At 70.1% G+C, this 16076-nt stretch carries 13 protein-coding genes and 1 pseudogene; 11 read left to right on the top strand and 3 right to left on the bottom strand.

Annotated features, from left to right (window positions below; translation table 11 throughout):
• Nucleotides 1–24: 24 nt before the first annotated feature.
• Both D1369_RS00905 and pntB read left to right on the top strand, forming a co-directional pair.
• The gene (locus tag D1369_RS00905) at nt 25–1581 is read left to right on the top strand and encodes a Re/Si-specific NAD(P)(+) transhydrogenase subunit alpha (RefSeq protein ID WP_007387033.1); all 1557 of its coding nucleotides are present in this window, start codon (nt 25–27) and stop codon (nt 1579–1581) included.
• Between the two features lie 6 nt (nt 1582–1587).
• A complete protein-coding gene (pntB, locus tag D1369_RS00900) occupies nt 1588–3054 on the top strand; it encodes a Re/Si-specific NAD(P)(+) transhydrogenase subunit beta (RefSeq protein WP_007387034.1) in 1467 nt (488 codons plus the stop codon).
• Nucleotides 3055–3109: 55 nt separating this feature from the next.
• On the opposite strand, the gene D1369_RS00895 is transcribed toward pntB, so the two are convergent.
• The 3 genes and pseudogenes from D1369_RS00895 to D1369_RS00885 form a co-directional block, all read right to left on the bottom strand.
• The gene (locus tag D1369_RS00895) at nt 3110–3388 is read right to left on the bottom strand and encodes a WhiB family transcriptional regulator (RefSeq protein ID WP_007387035.1); all 279 of its coding nucleotides are present in this window, start codon (nt 3386–3388) and stop codon (nt 3110–3112) included.
• A 260-nt stretch (nt 3389–3648) separates the two neighbouring features.
• Nucleotides 3649–4067 (bottom strand): annotated as a pseudogene (locus D1369_RS00890) (hemerythrin domain-containing protein).
• Between the two features lie 416 nt (nt 4068–4483).
• Entirely contained in the window at nt 4484–6208 is a 1725-nt protein-coding gene (locus D1369_RS00885) for a helix-turn-helix domain-containing protein (RefSeq protein WP_240436032.1), read from the bottom strand.
• Between the two features lie 286 nt (nt 6209–6494).
• Here D1369_RS00885 and D1369_RS00880 point away from each other — a divergent pair, with 286 nt between their 5' ends.
• From D1369_RS00880 to D1369_RS00840, 9 genes are all read left to right on the top strand, one after another.
• Nucleotides 6495–6971 (top strand): general stress protein, encoded by a 477-nt coding sequence (locus D1369_RS00880; RefSeq protein WP_237557709.1) that lies wholly within the window; start codon nt 6495–6497, stop codon nt 6969–6971.
• Between the two features lie 67 nt (nt 6972–7038).
• A complete protein-coding gene (gene dnaK, locus D1369_RS00875; RefSeq protein WP_007387039.1) occupies nt 7039–8955 on the top strand; it encodes a molecular chaperone DnaK in 1917 nt (638 codons plus the stop codon).
• A 10-nt stretch (nt 8956–8965) separates the two neighbouring features.
• Nucleotides 8966–9553 carry a nucleotide exchange factor GrpE gene (grpE, locus tag D1369_RS00870; RefSeq protein ID WP_037902584.1) on the top strand — a complete coding sequence of 196 codons (588 nt, stop codon included), beginning with the start codon at nt 8966–8968 and terminating at the stop codon, nt 9551–9553.
• 6 nt (nt 9554–9559) lie between these two features.
• Nucleotides 9560–10489: a J domain-containing protein gene (locus D1369_RS00865; protein ID WP_007387041.1), complete on the top strand. Its 930-nt coding sequence runs from the start codon at nt 9560–9562 to the stop codon at nt 10487–10489.
• On the top strand, nt 10489–10857 hold the full coding sequence (locus D1369_RS00860; RefSeq protein WP_007387042.1) for a chaperone modulator CbpM: 369 nt from the start codon (nt 10489–10491) through the stop codon (nt 10855–10857). Before D1369_RS00865 ends, D1369_RS00860 begins: the two co-directional genes overlap by 1 nt.
• Nucleotides 10848–13487, top strand: a complete 2640-nt coding sequence (gene clpB / locus D1369_RS00855; RefSeq protein WP_007387043.1) for an ATP-dependent chaperone ClpB — start codon at nt 10848–10850, stop codon at nt 13485–13487. The genes D1369_RS00860 and clpB overlap by 10 nt, the downstream gene beginning before the upstream one ends.
• Nucleotides 13484–13942 (top strand): thioredoxin, encoded by a 459-nt coding sequence (gene trxA, locus D1369_RS00850; RefSeq protein WP_007387044.1) that lies wholly within the window; start codon nt 13484–13486, stop codon nt 13940–13942. The genes clpB and trxA overlap by 4 nt, the downstream gene beginning before the upstream one ends.
• Before the next feature lie 6 nt (nt 13943–13948).
• A complete protein-coding gene (locus D1369_RS00845; RefSeq protein ID WP_007387045.1) occupies nt 13949–14212 on the top strand; it encodes a UBP-type zinc finger domain-containing protein in 264 nt (87 codons plus the stop codon).
• On the top strand, nt 14212–15993 hold the full coding sequence (locus D1369_RS00840) for an FAD-dependent oxidoreductase (RefSeq protein ID WP_037902587.1): 1782 nt from the start codon (nt 14212–14214) through the stop codon (nt 15991–15993). Before D1369_RS00845 ends, D1369_RS00840 begins: the two co-directional genes overlap by 1 nt.
• The last annotated feature ends 83 nt before the right edge of the window (nt 15994–16076 follow it).

Raw genomic sequence — 16076 nt, 5'->3', positions numbered from 1 at the left:
CTCCTCTGACGAGAGATACAGGACATGTCTGCTGCAGAAAGCGCGCACCATCCTCCTCGCCGCGTAGGCGTCGTGGCCGAGTCCGTCTCCGGAGAGACACGGGTCGCGGCGACCCCGGCGACGACACGGCTGCTGCTCGGCCTCGGCTATGAGGTCGTCGTCGAGTCCGGGGCCGGCGAGGCCTCAGGGTTCGACGACCAGGCGTACGCCGACGTCGGCGCCAGGATTGCCGAGGCCTGGGAGGCGGACGTCGTCCTGAAGGTGAACGCCCCCACCGCGGCTGAGATCCGCCGGTTGCGGAGGGGCGCGGTCGTGGTCGCCCTGCTGGCCCCGGCGCAGAATCCCAAGTCGCTCCAGGCGCTCGCCGATGCCGGGGTGACGGCCCTGGCGCTCGACGCGGTGCCGCGCATCTCGCGGGCCCAGTCGATGGACGTGCTGTCCTCGATGGCGAACATCGCCGGTTATCGCGCGGTCATCGAGGCCGCGCACGTCTTCGGACGGTTCTTCACCGGTCAGGTCACCGCGGCGGGCAAGGTGCCGCCGGCGAAGGTGCTGGTGGCCGGCGCGGGCGTGGCCGGTCTCGCGGCGATCGGCGCCGCCTCCAGCCTCGGGGCGATCGTGCGCGCCACCGACCCGCGTCCGGAGGTCGCGGACCAGGTGACGTCGTTGGGCGGCGAGTATCTGCCGGTGAACGCCGCGCAGGAAGCGAGCACCGACGGCTATGCCAAGGCGACCTCCGCCGACTACGACCGCGCCGCCGCCGAGCTCTACCACGAGCAGGCCGGGGACGTGGACATCGTCATCACCACCGCGTTGATCCCGGGGCGGCCCGCGCCGCGCCTGCTGACGGCCGAGGACGTGGCCGTGATGAAGCCCGGAAGCGTCATCGTCGACATGGCCGCCGCGATGGGCGGCAACGTCGAGGGCACTGTGCCGGGCCGGATCGTGGTGACCGACAACGGGGTGACCCTTATCGGCTACACCGACCTGGCCTCCCGGCTTCCGGCCCAGGCCTCGCAGCTGTTCGGCACGAACCTGGTGAACCTGTTGAAACTGCTGACCCCAGGCAAGGACGGGCAGCTGACGATCGACTTCGACGACGTCGTGCAGCGGGCGGTGACCGTGGTGCGGGACGGTGCCGTGACCTGGCCGCCGCCGCCCGTCGCGGTCTCGGCAGTCCCTGCCGCACCGCCCGCGGCCGCACCCGAGGCGCCCGCACCGACCCAGCCAGGACTGACGCCCGCCCGGCGCTTCGGCCTGATCGGGCTCGGAATGCTCGCGATGTTCCTGCTGGTGGCCTTCGCTCCGGCCCAACTCGCCGGCAACTTCACGGTGTTCGCACTGGCGGTGGTGATCGGCTACTACGTCATCGGCAAGGTGCACCACGCGCTGCACACCCCGCTGATGTCGGTGACCAACGCGATCTCCGGGATCGTCGTGATCGGCGCCCTGTTGCAGATCGGGCACGAGAGCTGGATCGTCACCACGCTGTCGGTCGTGGCGATCCTGCTGACGAGCGTCAACGTCTTCGGGGGTTTCGCCGTCACCCGCCGCATGCTGTCCATGTTCTCGAAAGGCTGAGCCGAGATGACCTCCCTGACCGCCTCCCACGCGGCCGACCTGGTCGCCGCCCTGCTGTTCATCCTCAGCCTGGCCGGTCTGTCCCAGCACCGCACCTCCCGTGCCGGCGTCGTCTACGGCATCGCCGGCATGGGTCTCGCCCTGGTGGCCACCGTGGTGGTCGCGGCGCAGAGCATCAGCGCCGGAGCGGTCGCGCTGATCGTGCTGGCGATGGCGCTCGGCGCGGGGCTGGGCCTGTGGCGGGCCCGGCGCGTCGAGATGACGCAGATGCCCGAACTCATCGCCGTCCTGCACAGCTTCGTCGGCCTGGCCGCGGTGCTGGTGGGCTGGAACAGCTACCTGGAGGTGGAGTCCCACGGCGCGGCGCAGGACCGTATCGGTGCCGACCTGCTCGGCATCCACCACGCCGAGGTGTTCATCGGCCTCTTCATCGGCGCGGTCACCTTCACCGGCTCGATCGTCGCGTTCCTGAAGCTGTCGGCGCGCATCAAGTCCCGGCCGCTGATGCTGCCGGGCAAGAACGCCCTGAACGTCGGGGCGCTCGTGGCGTTCGTCGCGCTGACCGTGTGGTTCACGATCAGTCCGAGCCTGCCCCTGATGATCACGGTGACCGCGCTGGCCATGGCGCTCGGCTGGCACTTGGTCGCCTCCATCGGCGGCGGCGACATGCCCGTCGTCGTCTCCATGCTGAACAGCTACTCGGGCTGGGCGGCGGCCGCGGCCGGTTTCCTCCTCGACAACAACCTGCTCATCGTCACCGGCGCGCTCGTGGGCTCGTCCGGCGCCTACCTGTCGTACATCATGTGCAAGGCGATGAACCGGTCCTTCCTCTCCGTCATCGCGGGCGGTTTCGGTATCGAGGCGGCGTCCGGCGGCGCGGAGGAGCAGGGGGAGCACCGCGAGGTGCGGGCCGCGGAGGTGGCCGAGATGCTCGCGCAGGCCCGCTCGGTGATCATCGCCCCCGGCTACGGCATGGCCGTCGCCCAGGCCCAGCATCCCGTCGCGGAGCTGACCCGGCAGTTGCGCGGGCGGGGCGTCGAGGTCCGCTTCGGCGTCCATCCCGTCGCCGGGCGCCTGCCCGGTCACATGAACGTGCTGCTGGCCGAGGCGAAGGTGCCCTACGACATCGTCCTGGAGATGGACGAGATCAACGACGACTTCGGCGGCACCTCGGTCGTGCTGGTCATCGGTGCGAACGACACCGTCAACCCGGCCGCGACCGACGACCCGGCGAGCCCGATCGCCGGGATGCCGGTGCTGCGGGTCTGGGAAGCCGAGCAGGTCGTCGTCTTCAAACGCTCCATGGCCTCCGGTTATGCGGGTGTGCAGAACCCCCTGTTCTTCCGGGAGAACAGCAGCATGCTGTTCGGCGACGCCAAACAGAGCGTGGAGGAGATCCTGCGCGCCCTGGGCGCCGACAACCGACGCGAGACAGCGCCGGGGGCGCGGCAGCCGACGGTGCCCAGTCGCTGACGGGTCGGTTCCCTACGTGCCGTATCGGCGCCCGACCCTCACGTCGGCGAGCTGCTCAAGCGGATCCGGATGGACGATCTGCGAGGAGGGCGCCGCGGATCGCTCTGCGCTCGCTCGCGGTCGTGTCGCCCCAGACGCCGTCCGCCTCACCGTGGCGGACGGCCCAGTCCCGGCAGGCGAGCAGCACCGGGCACCGGCGGCATACGGCCCGGGCACGCGCCGTCGCGGTGTCCGTCTCCACCAGAGGAAAGAACAGTTCGGGGTCCTCGCCCACGCACAGCGCCCGGAGGCGCCAGGCGGAACGATGCTTCTCGATCGAGGGTGTACGAGCCATACCGCACCTCCGCGGTCCGTCCAGGGCACAGGTGTCAACGCGGCTTGGGAGCCGCGGTCCCGGCAGAGGTGCACAGCATCTTATGCCGCATGGCCGAAAGAAGGCCATAGCGGACTTTCACGGCACCGTGAATGGCGGCCTGGGCTGAGCGAGGCAAGCGCGGTGAGGGTCGTGCTGGTCGTCCGACTGCTCGGATTTCTTGAGGGGCCCACAGACATGTTCCGAAGCAGGGACATATAGGGCGCGGCTACGGAAAGTGGTCAGGAGCTGACGATGCGTCGCACGATGTCGACGGCATCGCAGCCTGCCTTGAGCTGCCGTTCGCGCTCTTCCATGAACGCCTCGCCCAGTTCCTGGCGGCGCTCCATGGCGACATTCTTGCGCGCTCCGTTCAGGATGGTGCGCTCCTCCTCGTCGGCGTGGTGCGTGACGGCCGGCACGAGTTCTTCCAGCTTCTCATCCCACTCCTCGGGGCCGACCTCGTCGACTTCCAGGAGTTCCAGGAGCGCCTTGTTGCCCTCGTCGTGCTCCTCCTCGCCGTGTTCCACCTCATCGTCGTCGATGTTCTTGTAGCGCTTCAGGGCGGGATAGACCTCGCCTCTTCCGCCAGAGCGTGTGCGATCAGCAGATCGGAGAATTCCCGAAGGACGGTAGCCTGGTCGGCTTCGACGCTGCGCATATGAGTTCAACGACGTCTCGTGTCTGCGCCATGGGGGTAGGCATCACTTACGTGCGGGGGACCTTGCGGGAATCCGCTTACCCCGTCCTGCGGTGTTCACCAGGCTTGCTTCGATGAGCGTTTTCAGTGCTGTCGTGCCAAGCCGCATTTGATGGGTACGGTCGGCCAGGATGGGGACGCCCAGTAGCTCGCAGATCCGGATGATCCGGTGGCCGCGGTCAGGTCGCGGCCCCTCGCCGACGCGAGGGTGCTTGGAGCCTCCCTCGGGGCGGTTCAGGCAGAGTGAGCGGGACGGTACCCGGCAACACACCTCATGTGCGGGCAGCTTCCGCAGCTCGGAGGGGCTGGGCGATAGACGGTCAGGCCACAACAAGTGCCGGGCTGACCCGAAGCGCCTGCCCACCAGGCGCCCGCGGTCAGCGCCGCCCGCCCAGGATGATCTTCCAGACGCGCGTTGCCACCTGCAGATTGAGCCGGGTGTCCACGTCCGCCAGGTCGCGGTCGCTGATCTCACGGATGCGCTGCAGCCGGTAGCGCAGGGTGCTGCGATGGACCGTCAGCGCGGCGGCCGCATCGTCGTAGTTGCCTCCGCAGTCGAAGTAGCGCGCGAGCGTCTCCACCAACTCGGTGTCGTGCTCCGCGTCGTAGTCGATCAGCTGGCCGAGCCACTCTCGCACGAAGTCTTCGAGCTCCCGGAGATCGTTTCCGGGCCCCAGGATCCGGTACAGCCCGAGGTCGTCGAAGAACGTCGTCCCGCTGCGCTGGCGGGAGTTCTGCCGCACATCCAGGGCCCGCAATGCCTCCTGGTAACAGCGGGGAATGTCGTCCGGGGAGTCGCAGCGGGTGCTCACCCCGATCGCTCCGCCGGGCGTTCCCAGCTCATGGGCCAGCGCCGTGTACACGGCATCGTCGTAGGGCCTCGCTTCGGTCAGCAGTACCATCCGGTCCCCGCGACGGGTGATCAGCGGACGGGTCGCCGAGATGGCTGTCGCCTGCTCCACTGCACGGGTGAAGGAGTCGTCAGGGGCGTTGCCCGGCCAGTGCACCACGACCACGTAATGGGTGCGTTGCAGGTCGTGGCCGACGGCTTCAGCCCGGGCATAGGCGCTCGTCTCTTCAGTGCCCTCCAACAGGTCGTCGATCAGCTGGCGGCGCAGCCGCAGTTCGACCTCGGCGAGTTCGCGCATATGCATGAGCTCCTGGGCGAGCGACCGCTGGGCGTGATCCAGGGCGAACACGGTGTGCTCGTCGGCCGTCGCCTCGGGATCGTCGAGGGCGAGTACGCCGAGGACGTCGCCGCGCGGGCGGACCAGGGCGATCAGCCGGTCCTTGACTCTGACCGGGCCCGGCTCGCGCGCGGCCTGCCGCAGCATCTCTTCCTGATGGGTCGAGGACCGCACCGGATAGGGATCGGGGCGGCCGGGACCCGCCCAGGACCTCAGGTTGCCGAACCGGTCCTCGACGAGCGCCGACAGCCCGGTGAGTTCGTACAGCGCTTGGGTGAGGGCGTCCTCGCCGCCGCCCCGGGCAGCGACACGGGCGAGGGCCTCGTGCACGGTCTTCTGCAGGTGCAGTTCGGAGCGCATGATGTCCAGCTGCACCAACGCGGTGTCCCGTTCGGTGCGGACTTGGCTGAGTTCACCGGCCTCGTCGTGCCGCGCGGCACGCGTGACCGTCAGTGACAGGGCCGCCGACGCGAGCCCCACGAGGGTCGAGAGGAGGAAACGCCCCTGCTCGTCGGGCCCGGAGCGGGCGGAGACCAGGATGTAGCCGAGCAGACCGCCGGCCCCGCGCAGGCCGAACGCCCAGGCCCAGGACCGTTCCGGAAGGGATACGGAGCCGTCGGCCTCGCCCAGGTCCTTCATCCGTGCGTCGTCGGCCTTCGGCGCTCCCGCGTCGTGGCCGGGGACGCGGGCCAAACCGTCGCTCGTCACGAGGTATCCGGCCTCGGCGTGGTAGGGACCAAGGGCACTGACGTGCCCCATGGCCAACCGCACGATCTCACTCTGCTCGGCGCAGGCGAACAGGGCGTGGGACAGCACCAGCAGCCCGTGTGGGTCCAGCGCCGCGAGCGGGCTGGGGTCGTGCCGTCCGGTGCCCGCGGTGTCGCTCGGTCGGCGGGTCACTTGCTGGTCGGACACGTCAGGGGGCAGCCTCCGCGACGGATGGCAGGCCATGGATCACTCCGTTCTCCTCCGGTCGTCGGAGGCGATCGAGCGAGTCGTGGGATCCACGACTGGGCGAGCCCCGAGCGCCAGCCTAGGCAACGTCATCCGACTTGTCTGGATTTTGGCCTTGCTCTCCTGGACCGACCGACTGCGTCGATTTCTGACCTGTCGGGTGCAGGCGGAGCGCGCTGCTCCCTTGCCACCCTGGGCGTGTCGGGCTCGCCGGGCGCACTGGTGGCCTGGCAGGGAGGACTGGCTGATGAACGAGCGGGCCCGCAGGACCTCGCCTCGGGGTTTTCCCGTGGAGAGGGTGGCCATCAGCGGGCAGGACGCGCGCCTGGTCGAGCAGGTGACGGGCCGCATGGGACTTGGCGGGGCCGCACTGCACGGTGCGGCGAGCGGCGCCCTGGCCGGAGCACTGATCGGGTGGATCTTCGGGCTGCTGAACTGGCTGGACCCGGTCGTGTCACGACTGCTGCTCGCCCTGTTCGGGCTGGTTTTCGGAGCCCTCGTCGGTGCTCTGCTCGGCCTGGTGGTGCACGCGGCCCAGCGTGGCCGCCGGGACTTCGCCTCGGTGAGTTTCATGCAGCCCAGCCAGTACGACGTCGTCGCCGACGAAGCGGTCGCCGAGGAGGCGGTGCGGCTGCTGACCGAACTGCCCAGCGGGACCGGCACCAGCACCGGCAGCGGGGCCTGGAAGAGCGGCGGCCCGCGGAGCGGACCCGCCGTCACCTGAGCGAGTGCGGAAAGCCGGGCGCGTCTCCGAGGACGAACGGGGTCGCCCGTCGTGAAAGGAGTTCCTCATGGCCAAGGCAGTAGGCATCGACCTGGGCACCACGAACTCGGTGATCGCCGTCTGGGAGGGCGGCGAGTCGTCGGTCGTACCCAACAGCGAGGGCAACCGCACGACACCGTCCGTGGTGGCCTTCACCGACACCGGCGAGCGCCTGGTGGGCCAGCTGGCCCGCCGCCAGGCGATCCTCAACCCCAAGGGCACCATCTACTCGGCCAAACGGTTCATCGGCCGGCACTTCGACGAGATCTCCGAAGAGACCAAGGCCGTCACGTACGACGTGGTCGAGGGAGACGGCGGCGCCGCCCGCTTCAAGGTGCGCGACAAGCTCTACGCTCCCGAGGAGATCAGCGCACAGGTCCTGCGCAAACTCGCCGACGACGCCTCCAAACAGCTGGGCGAGAAGGTCACGGAGGCGGTCATCACGGTGCCCGCCTACTTCAACGACGCCCAGCGCACCGCCACCAAGGACGCCGGACGGATCGCCGGCCTGGAAGTACTGCGGATCATCAACGAGCCGACCGCGGCCGCCCTCGCCTACGGCATGGACAAGAAGCAGCACGAGACGGTGCTCGTCTTCGACCTGGGCGGCGGCACCTTCGACGTCAGCATCCTCGACGTCGGCGACGGCGTGGTGGAGGTACGGTCCACGGCGGGCGACAGCCATCTGGGCGGCGACGACTTCGACCGCCGCCTGGTCGACCAGCTCGCCGACGGGTTCCAGAAGGAGAACGGCATCGACCTGCGCAAGGACCCCCAGGCGCTGCAACGTCTGTTCGAGGCCGCGGAGAAGGCCAAGACCGAGCTCAGCACGGTGACCCAGACGCAGGTCAGCCTGCCGTTCATCACGGCCGACGCCTCCGGGCCCAAGCATCTGACCACGACGATCATGCGATCCACGTTCGAACAGATCACCAGCGACCTGGTGGAGCGCTGCCTCGGCCCGGTGCGGCAGGCCATGGACGACGCCAAGGTCAGTGACAACGACATCGACGAGGTCATCCTTGTCGGCGGCTCCACCCGCATCCCCGCCGTCCAGACCCTGGTGCGCAGGTTGACCGGCGGCAAGGACCCCAACATGAGCGTCAACCCCGACGAGGTCGTGGCGAAGGGCGCCGCGATCCAGGCCGGGGTCCTCAAGGGTGAGGTCAAGGATGTCCTGCTGCTCGACGTCACCCCGCTGTCGCTGGGCGTCGAGACACGCGGCGGAGTGATGACGAAGATCATCGAGCGGAACACCACCATCCCGGTGCGCCGCACCGAGACCTTCTCCACCGCCGAGGACAACCAGCCCGCCGTCGACGTCGTCGTCCTGCAGGGCGAGCGTGAGCTGGCTGCCGACAACCGGGTCCTGGGCCGCTTCCAGCTCACCGACATCCGTCCCGCGCCGCGCGGCGAGCCGCAGATCGAGGTCATCTTCGACGTCGACGCCAACGGCATCCTCAACGTCACCGCGCGGGACAAGGACACCGGAAAGGAACAGAGCATCACCATCAGCGAGAGCTCCAACCTCGACGGCAGCGAAGTCGAGCGGATGGTCCAGGAGGCCGAACGCAACCGCGGACAGGACCAGGCCCTGCGCGAGGCAGTCGACGCGCGCAACGAACTGGATGCCATCGCCTACCAGGTCGAAAAGCGCCTCGGGGAGCTCGGCGACGCCGCGCCCGCACACGAGAAGGCCCGCGCCGAGATGCTGGTGGCCGAGGCCCGCGATGCGGTCAAGAACGAGGCCGGAGTGGACAAGGTCCGGCCGCTGGCCTCCGAACTCCAGCAGGTGTTCGCGGGCCTCGCGGCCCACCAGGCGGGAGCCGCCGCGGGCGGTCCCGCGGGCACCGGCTCACCGGATGGAGCCGGCCCCGGCGGGGCCACGCCGGACGGAGCCGGGGGCGACGACGATGTGATCGACGCCGAGTTCGACAAGGGCTGAGGTGCCCGCCATGTCCATCCCACCCCGGGGCCGAGAGCCCGACCCGCCGCCGGAAGGCTCCGTACAGCCGCCGCGCGGGGACCTCGTGCAGCCTGGACCGCGGACCGAGGAGGCCGAGCCAGGGCCCGACGCAGCAACCGGCAGCCCTGCACCCGACGACGAATACGCGGCCGCGCTGCGAGAGGCCGAGGACAACTGGCGGCGCGCCCTGGCCGACCTCGACAACCTGCGCAAACGCCATGCCAGGGAGCTGGAGCGGGTGGCCGCGACCGAACGCGCCCGTACGGCTGCGGCCTTCCTGCCCGTCATCGACAACCTGGAACTTGCCCTGAGCCACGCGGGGGCCGCCGACCCCGGTGCGATCGTCGAGGGTGTCCGGGCCGTGCGTGACCAGGCCGTGAACGTCCTGGAGCGCCTGGGCTACCCGCGCCACGCGGAGAAAGGTGTGCGGTTCGACCCGGCCCGGCACGAGGTGGTCGGAGTGGTCCAGGATCCCGACGCCGATCCGAACACCGTGGTCCAAGTGCTGCGACCCGGTTACGGGGAGGCCGAGCGGCAGCTGCGGCCTGCCGCCGTGACCGTCGCCAAGCGGGAGTGACCGTCCATGGCACGCGACTTCTACGAGGTGCTCGGCGTTCCGCGCACCGCCGACCGGGACGAGATCCAGCGGGCCTACCGCACCCTGGCCCGCAGGTACCACCCCGACGTCAACAAGGACCCTCAGGCGGAGGAGCGGTTCAAGGAGATCAACGAGGCCTTCAGCGTCCTGTCCGATCCGGAGCAGCGAGCCCGCTACGACCGCTTCGGCGAGGACTTCCGGAAGATCCCGGAGGACTGGGAGGAGCAGGTCGTCGCCGGCGCCGGCGGTGGTTCCCGGTGGAGCACCGGCGGCGGCCCCCGGGTGCGGTACTCCACATCAGGCTTCGGGGGCGAGGGGGTCGACGTCGAGGATCTGTTCGGCTCGCTGTTCGGCGGTGCCGGGCGGATGCGCGTGCCCGGCGCCGACCAGGAGGCCGAACTGCCGCTCACCGTCGAGGAGGCCTATCGGGGCGGCCGCCGTACGGTCACCCTCGCCGGACCGGCCGGGCAGCGGCGCTACCAGGTCGACGTACCGCCCGGCACCACCGACGGGCAGCGCATCCGGCTGGCCGGTGAGGGCGGGCGCGGGAGCGGCGACGACGCTCCCGCAGGCGACCTGTACCTGAGGGTGCGGATCCAGCCGCACCCCGAGTTCCGCCTCGACGGCCGGGACGTCCACGTGAAGCTTCCGGTCACCCCGTGGGAGGCCGCGCTGGGCGCGACCGTGCCGGTGCGCACCCCGAGCGGTGCCACGGCGAAGGTGACCGTGCCCGCCGGGTCCTCCAGCGGACGGCGCCTGCGGCTGCGCGGCGAGGGCATGCCGAGCCCGCGCGGCGCTGACGGAGACCTGTACGCGGAGCTGCGGATCATGGTGCCACCCCGGCTGACCGACCGGGAGCGCGAGCTGCTGGAGGAACTTGCCGCTGTCTCTTCGTTCGACCCCAGGAGGACCTGATGACCGACCGACCGGCCAAGGCCCGCCCACCCCAGGCACGAACGACCGAGGTGGGCGTGCAGTACGCGATCGTGCCCGTGCCCATGCTCTCCCTGGAGACCGTGGCCCGCCGCTCAGGCCTCCATCCCGACCTGATCCGTCGGTTCGTCGCCCTCGGACTGGTGGACGCCGGTCCTGACGCCTCCGGACGGCTGATGTTCGCCCCCACGGCCCCGGCCGCCCTGGCCCGCGTTCAGCGGCTGCGCACCGGGCTGTGCCTGAACTACGCGTCCCTCGGTCTGGTGCTCGACCTGCTCGACCGCATCAGCCTGCTCGAAGCCGCGCTGCGGCGTGCAGGCATGAGGAGTGATCTACCACCATGGACATGAACCGCCTGACCCAGAAGTCACAGGAAGCCCTGCAGGAGGCCCAGAGCGCCGCTGGCCGCCTGGGCCACACCGAGGTCGACGGCGAACATCTGCTGCTCGCCCTCCTCGACCAGGAGGAGGGCCTGATCCCGCGGCTGCTGCAGCAGTCGGGCACCGAGCCGGAGGAGTTGCGCGCGGCCGTACGCGAGGAGCTCTCGCGCCGGCCCAAGGTGACCGGCCCGGGCGCGGCGCCGGGCCAGGTCTTCGTCACCCAGCGCCTGGCCCGGCTGCTGGACGAGGCGGAGCGGGAGGCCAAACGCCTCAAGGACGAGTACGTGTCCGTGGAGCACCTGCTGCTGGCGCTGGCCGAGGAGGGCTCGGCGACCGCCGCCGGGCGCCTGCTGAAGGAGCACGGCGTGACCCGCGACTCCTTCCTCGGCGCGCTCACCCAGATCCGCGGCAACCAGCGCGTGACCTCCGCCAACCCCGAGGTGGCCTACGAGGCCCTGGAGAAGTACGGCCGTGACCTGGTCGCCGAGGCCAGGGCCGGGCGGCTCGACCCCGTCATCGGACGGGACGCCGAGATCCGCCGCGTCACCCAGATCCTCAGCCGCAAGAGCAAGAACAACCCCGTCCTGATCGGCGACCCCGGCGTCGGCAAGACCGCCATCGTCGAGGGTCTGGCCCAGCGGATCGTGCGCGGTGACGTGCCCGAAGGACTGCGCGACAGGACGGTGTTCGCCCTCGACATGGGCTCGCTCGTGGCGGGCGCCAAGTACCGCGGCGAGTTCGAGGAACGCCTCAAGGCCGTGCTGAGCGAGGTCAAGGCCGCCGCCGGGCGGATCCTGCTCTTCGTCGACGAGTTGCACACGGTCGTCGGCGCGGGGGCCGCCGAAGGAGCCATGGATGCGGGCAACATGCTCAAGCCCATGCTGGCACGCGGCGAACTCCACATGATCGGCGCGACCACCCTGGACGAGTACCGCAAGCACATCGAGAAGGACGCCGCCCTCGAACGCCGCTTCCAGCAGGTCCTGGTCGACGAGCCGAGCGTGGAGGACACCATCTCCATCCTGCGCGGCCTGCGCGAACGCCTAGAGGTCTTCCACGGCGTCAAGATCCAGGACACCTCACTGGTCGCGGCTGCCACCCTCAGCCACCGCTACATCACCGACCGTTTCCTGCCCGACAAGGCCATCGACCTCGTCGACGAGGCATGCGCCCGGCTGCGCACTGAGATCGACTCCATGCCCGCCGAACTCGACGAGATCACCCGCCGGGTGACCCGCCTTGAGATCGAGGACGCCGCCCTCTCCAAGGAGACCGACCCCGCCAGCAAGGCCCGCCTGGAGGAACTGCGCAGGGAACTGGCCGACCTGCGCGGCGAGGCCGACGCCAAACACGCCCAGTGGGAGGCCGAACGGCAGGCGATCCGCCGCGTGCAGGAACTGCGCCAGGAACTGGAGCAGGTCCGCCACGAGGCGGAGGAGGCCGAACGCACCTACGACCTCAACCGCGCCGCCGAACTCCGCTACGGCCGCCTCCAGGACCTGGAGCGTCGACTCGCCGCGGAGGAGGAACAACTGGCCTCCAAACAAGGGCAGAACCGGCTGCTGCGCGAGGTCGTCACCGAGGAGGAGATCGCCGAGATCGTCGCCGCCTGGACCGGCATCCCCGTCTCCCGCCTCCAGGAGGGCGAACGCGAGAAACTGCTGCGCCTCGACGACATCCTGCGCGAGCGCGTCATCGGTCAGGACGAGGCCGTCAAGCTCGTCGCCGACGCCATCATCCGTGCCCGCTCCGGCATCCGCGACCCCCGCCGCCCCATCGGCTCGTTCATCTTCCTCGGCCCCACCGGCGTCGGGAAGACAGAGCTGGCCAAGACCCTCGCCCGGGCCCTGTTCGACTCCGAGGAGAACATGGTCCGCCTCGACATGAGCGAGTACCAGGAGCGGCACACCGTCAGCCGGCTCGTGGGCGCACCGCCCGGATACGTCGGCTACGAGGAAGGCGGCCAGCTCACGGAGGCGGTACGCCGTAAGCCGTACTCGGTCGTGCTGTTCGACGAGGTCGAGAAGGCGCACACCGATGTCTTCAACACCCTGCTGCAGGTCCTCGACGACGGACGCATCACCGATGCTCAGGGCCGCACGGTCGACTTCCGCAACACCGTGATCATCATGACGTCCAACATCGGCTCCGAGCACCTCCTTGACGGCGCCACCGCCGAGGGTGAGATCAAGCCGGACGCCCGCGCCCTGGTGATGGGCGAGCTGCGCGGGCACTTCCGCCCGGAGTTCCTCAACCGTGTCGACGACATCGTGCTGTTCAAGCCGCTCGGTGAGCGCCAGATCGAGCGGATCGTGGAGCTGCAGTTCGACGAACTGCGCCGCCGCCTCGCCGAACGCCGTATCACCATCGAACTCACCGACGCTGCACGGGAGTTGATCGCCCACCAGGGATACGACCCGGTCTACGGGGCCCGGCCGCTGCGGCGTTACATCTCCCACGAGGTCGAGACGCTGGTCGGGCGCGCCCTGCTGCGCGGCGACGTACAGGACGGCGCGAACGTCCGCGTCGACGCCCAGCACGGAGAGCTGGTGGTCACCTACGACCAGCCCGAGGACGTGAAGGGAGCGAGGGCGGCATGAGTACCGTGCAAGCCACCAACGTCACCTGCCCGCACTGCGGGCGCACCAACCGGGTACCCGTGGCCGCCGAGGGCCGCCCCACGTGCGGCAACTGCAAGCAGCCTCTGCCGTGGACGGCCGACGCGGGCGACGACGACTTCACCGAGGTCGTCGAGCAGGCCACTGTGCCCGTCGTCGTCGACCTGTGGGCCACCTGGTGCGGCCCCTGCCGCATGGTCAGCCCCGCACTGGAGAAGGTCGCCGCCGACCTCGCGGGAAAGATCAAGCTGGTCAAGGTCGACATCGACAAGAACCCGCGCCTGGCGCAGCGCTTCGAGGTCCAGGCGGTACCGACCCTGCTGGTCCTCGACAAAGGACAGACCATCGCCCGGCAGGCGGGTGCCGCACCTGCCCCTGCCCTGCGGCGGTGGGTGGAGCAGTCGATCGCGGGCCGCGAACCGACCGGGAAAGGGTGATCAGCCATGACCGTACGAACCGACCCCCACCTCGCGCTTGTCCGGCCGGTCCAGCCACTGACCCCCGAAGGGTGCCAGGAGTGTCTGCAGCTCGGCTCTCCGTGGGTCCACCTCAGGCTCTGCCTGACCTGCGGCCGCGTCGGTTGCTGCGATTCCTCGCCGAACCGGCACGCCCGCCGCCACGCCGCCGCCGACGGCCATCCGATCGCGGCGTCACTGGAGCCCGGCGAGGACTGGCGGTGGTGCTTCGTCCACGAGGCGTTCGTGTGATGTCCGGCGACGAGACGCGACCGGGCGCGGCGCCGGTGCCCGACGAGGCGGAGGGGAGCGTCCCCTTCGAGACTCCCGACATCCACGGCGCCTATCCCCGCCTGTCGGACGACCAGATGGCCCGCCTGGCGCAGCATGGCCGACGGCGCGCCGCCAAGGCAGGTGACGTGCTGATCCGGGAGGGCGAGCGGTGCGAGATGTTCTACGTCGTCCTCAGTGGCTCGATCGCCGTCGTCGAGGGCTACGGCACACCCGGCGAACGTCTGCTGCGTGTGCACGGTCCCGGCCGCTTCATCGGCGAACTCGGCCTCCTGAACGGACAGGTGGCCTTCTACACCGCCGTGGTCAGGGATCCCGGCGAGATCCTCGCCCTGTCCATGGATCAGCTGCGCGACCTGGTGAGCCGGGACTCCACGTTCGGTGATGCGGTGTTGCGCGCCTGCCTGGGCCGCCGCGCTCTGCTCGTCGGGCAGGGTGCCGGTTTCCGCATCATCGGTTCGCGCTATTCGCCCGACACCCGTCGGCTGCGCGAGTTCGCCGCCCGCAACCGGCTGCCGCACCGCTGGATCGATCTGGAGACGGACCAGGAGGCCGAGGCTCTGCTGCGCCGCTTCGGGGTCGGTCCGGAGCAGACGCCGCTGGTGATCTGGCGGGACACCACCCTGCTGCGCAATCCGAGCAACGCCGAACTGGCCCGGTTGATCGGCCTGCCGTCCCTGGAATCGGGCAACGGCCGCGGCGATGTCCTGATCGTCGGCTCCGGTCCGGCCGGTCTCGCCGCCGCGGTGAACGCCGCCTCGGAGGGCCTCGGCACGACCGTGGTCGAGGCGATGGCCACCGGCGGCCAGGCCGGCACGTCGTCCCGCATCGAGAATCTGCTCGGCTTCCCCTCCGGCATCTCCGGCGCCGAACTCACCGAACGCGCCGTGCTCCAGGCGGACAAGTTCGGCGCCCGGATCAGCCTTCCTGCGGAGGCGGCCCGGCTCGAACGGCGGGACGGCCACTACGCCGTCGGGTTCGCAGACGGCAGCGAGATCACTGCCCGTACCGTCGTCCTGGCCACCGGCGCCCGCTACCGTCGCCTCCAAGTGCCCGGCATCGAGCCGTTGGAGGGCGCGAGCGTCCACTACTCGGCGACCGTCTACGAGGCCCAGCAGTGCCGTGCCGACCCGGTGGCGGTGGTCGGCGGCGGCAACTCCGCGGGCCAGGCCGTGTTGTTCCTGGCCGGGTACGCACCACAGGTGTATCTGCTGGTCCGTGGGCCGAGCCTCGAGGCGCACATGTCCCGCTACCTGATCGATCAGATCGAGCGCCACCCGAGGGTGCGCGTCCTGCTGCACACCGAGGTGACCGAGGCACTCGGCGACAAGGTGCTGGAGGCGGTCATGGTGGTCGACCACCGCACGGGCGAGCACCGTCGCCTCGACGCGCGGGCCCTGTTCGTCTTCACTGGTGCGGACCCTCACACCGATTGGCTGTCCGGCGCGCTCGCTCTCGACGCGCGCGGCTACGTGCTCACGGGCGCGGAGGCGCAGGTCTGCTCGGTTCCCGAGCTGTGGCAGAGCCAGGGCCGCGACTGCCTGACGTTGGAGACCAGCCTGCCCGGCGTGTTCGCCGCCGGCGACGTCCGCAGCGGCTCGGTGAAGCGCGTGGCCTCCGCGGTCGGCGAAGGCGCGATGAGCATCCACTTCGTGCACCGCTACCTGGGCCACACGGCCGCAGCCGGCGGCACCGACAGCTCCCCGAACACCCGTCCCAAGGAGTCCGCTTGGCTCGCATGACACCCAGCGGGCGACGACATCACGAGTAAGGAGAAGGAGGCGAGGGGAATGGCCACACCCGTCCGACGCCGGTGGGAGGTGCC

It is taken from the genome of Streptomyces sp. CC0208 (genome assembly GCF_003443735.1).
In the GTDB taxonomy this organism is placed as follows: Bacteria; Actinomycetota; Actinomycetes; order Streptomycetales; family Streptomycetaceae; genus Streptomyces; species Streptomyces sviceus.
Note: the sequence above shows the minus strand (reverse complement) of the source record. Positions and strands in the feature narration are given on the sequence as shown.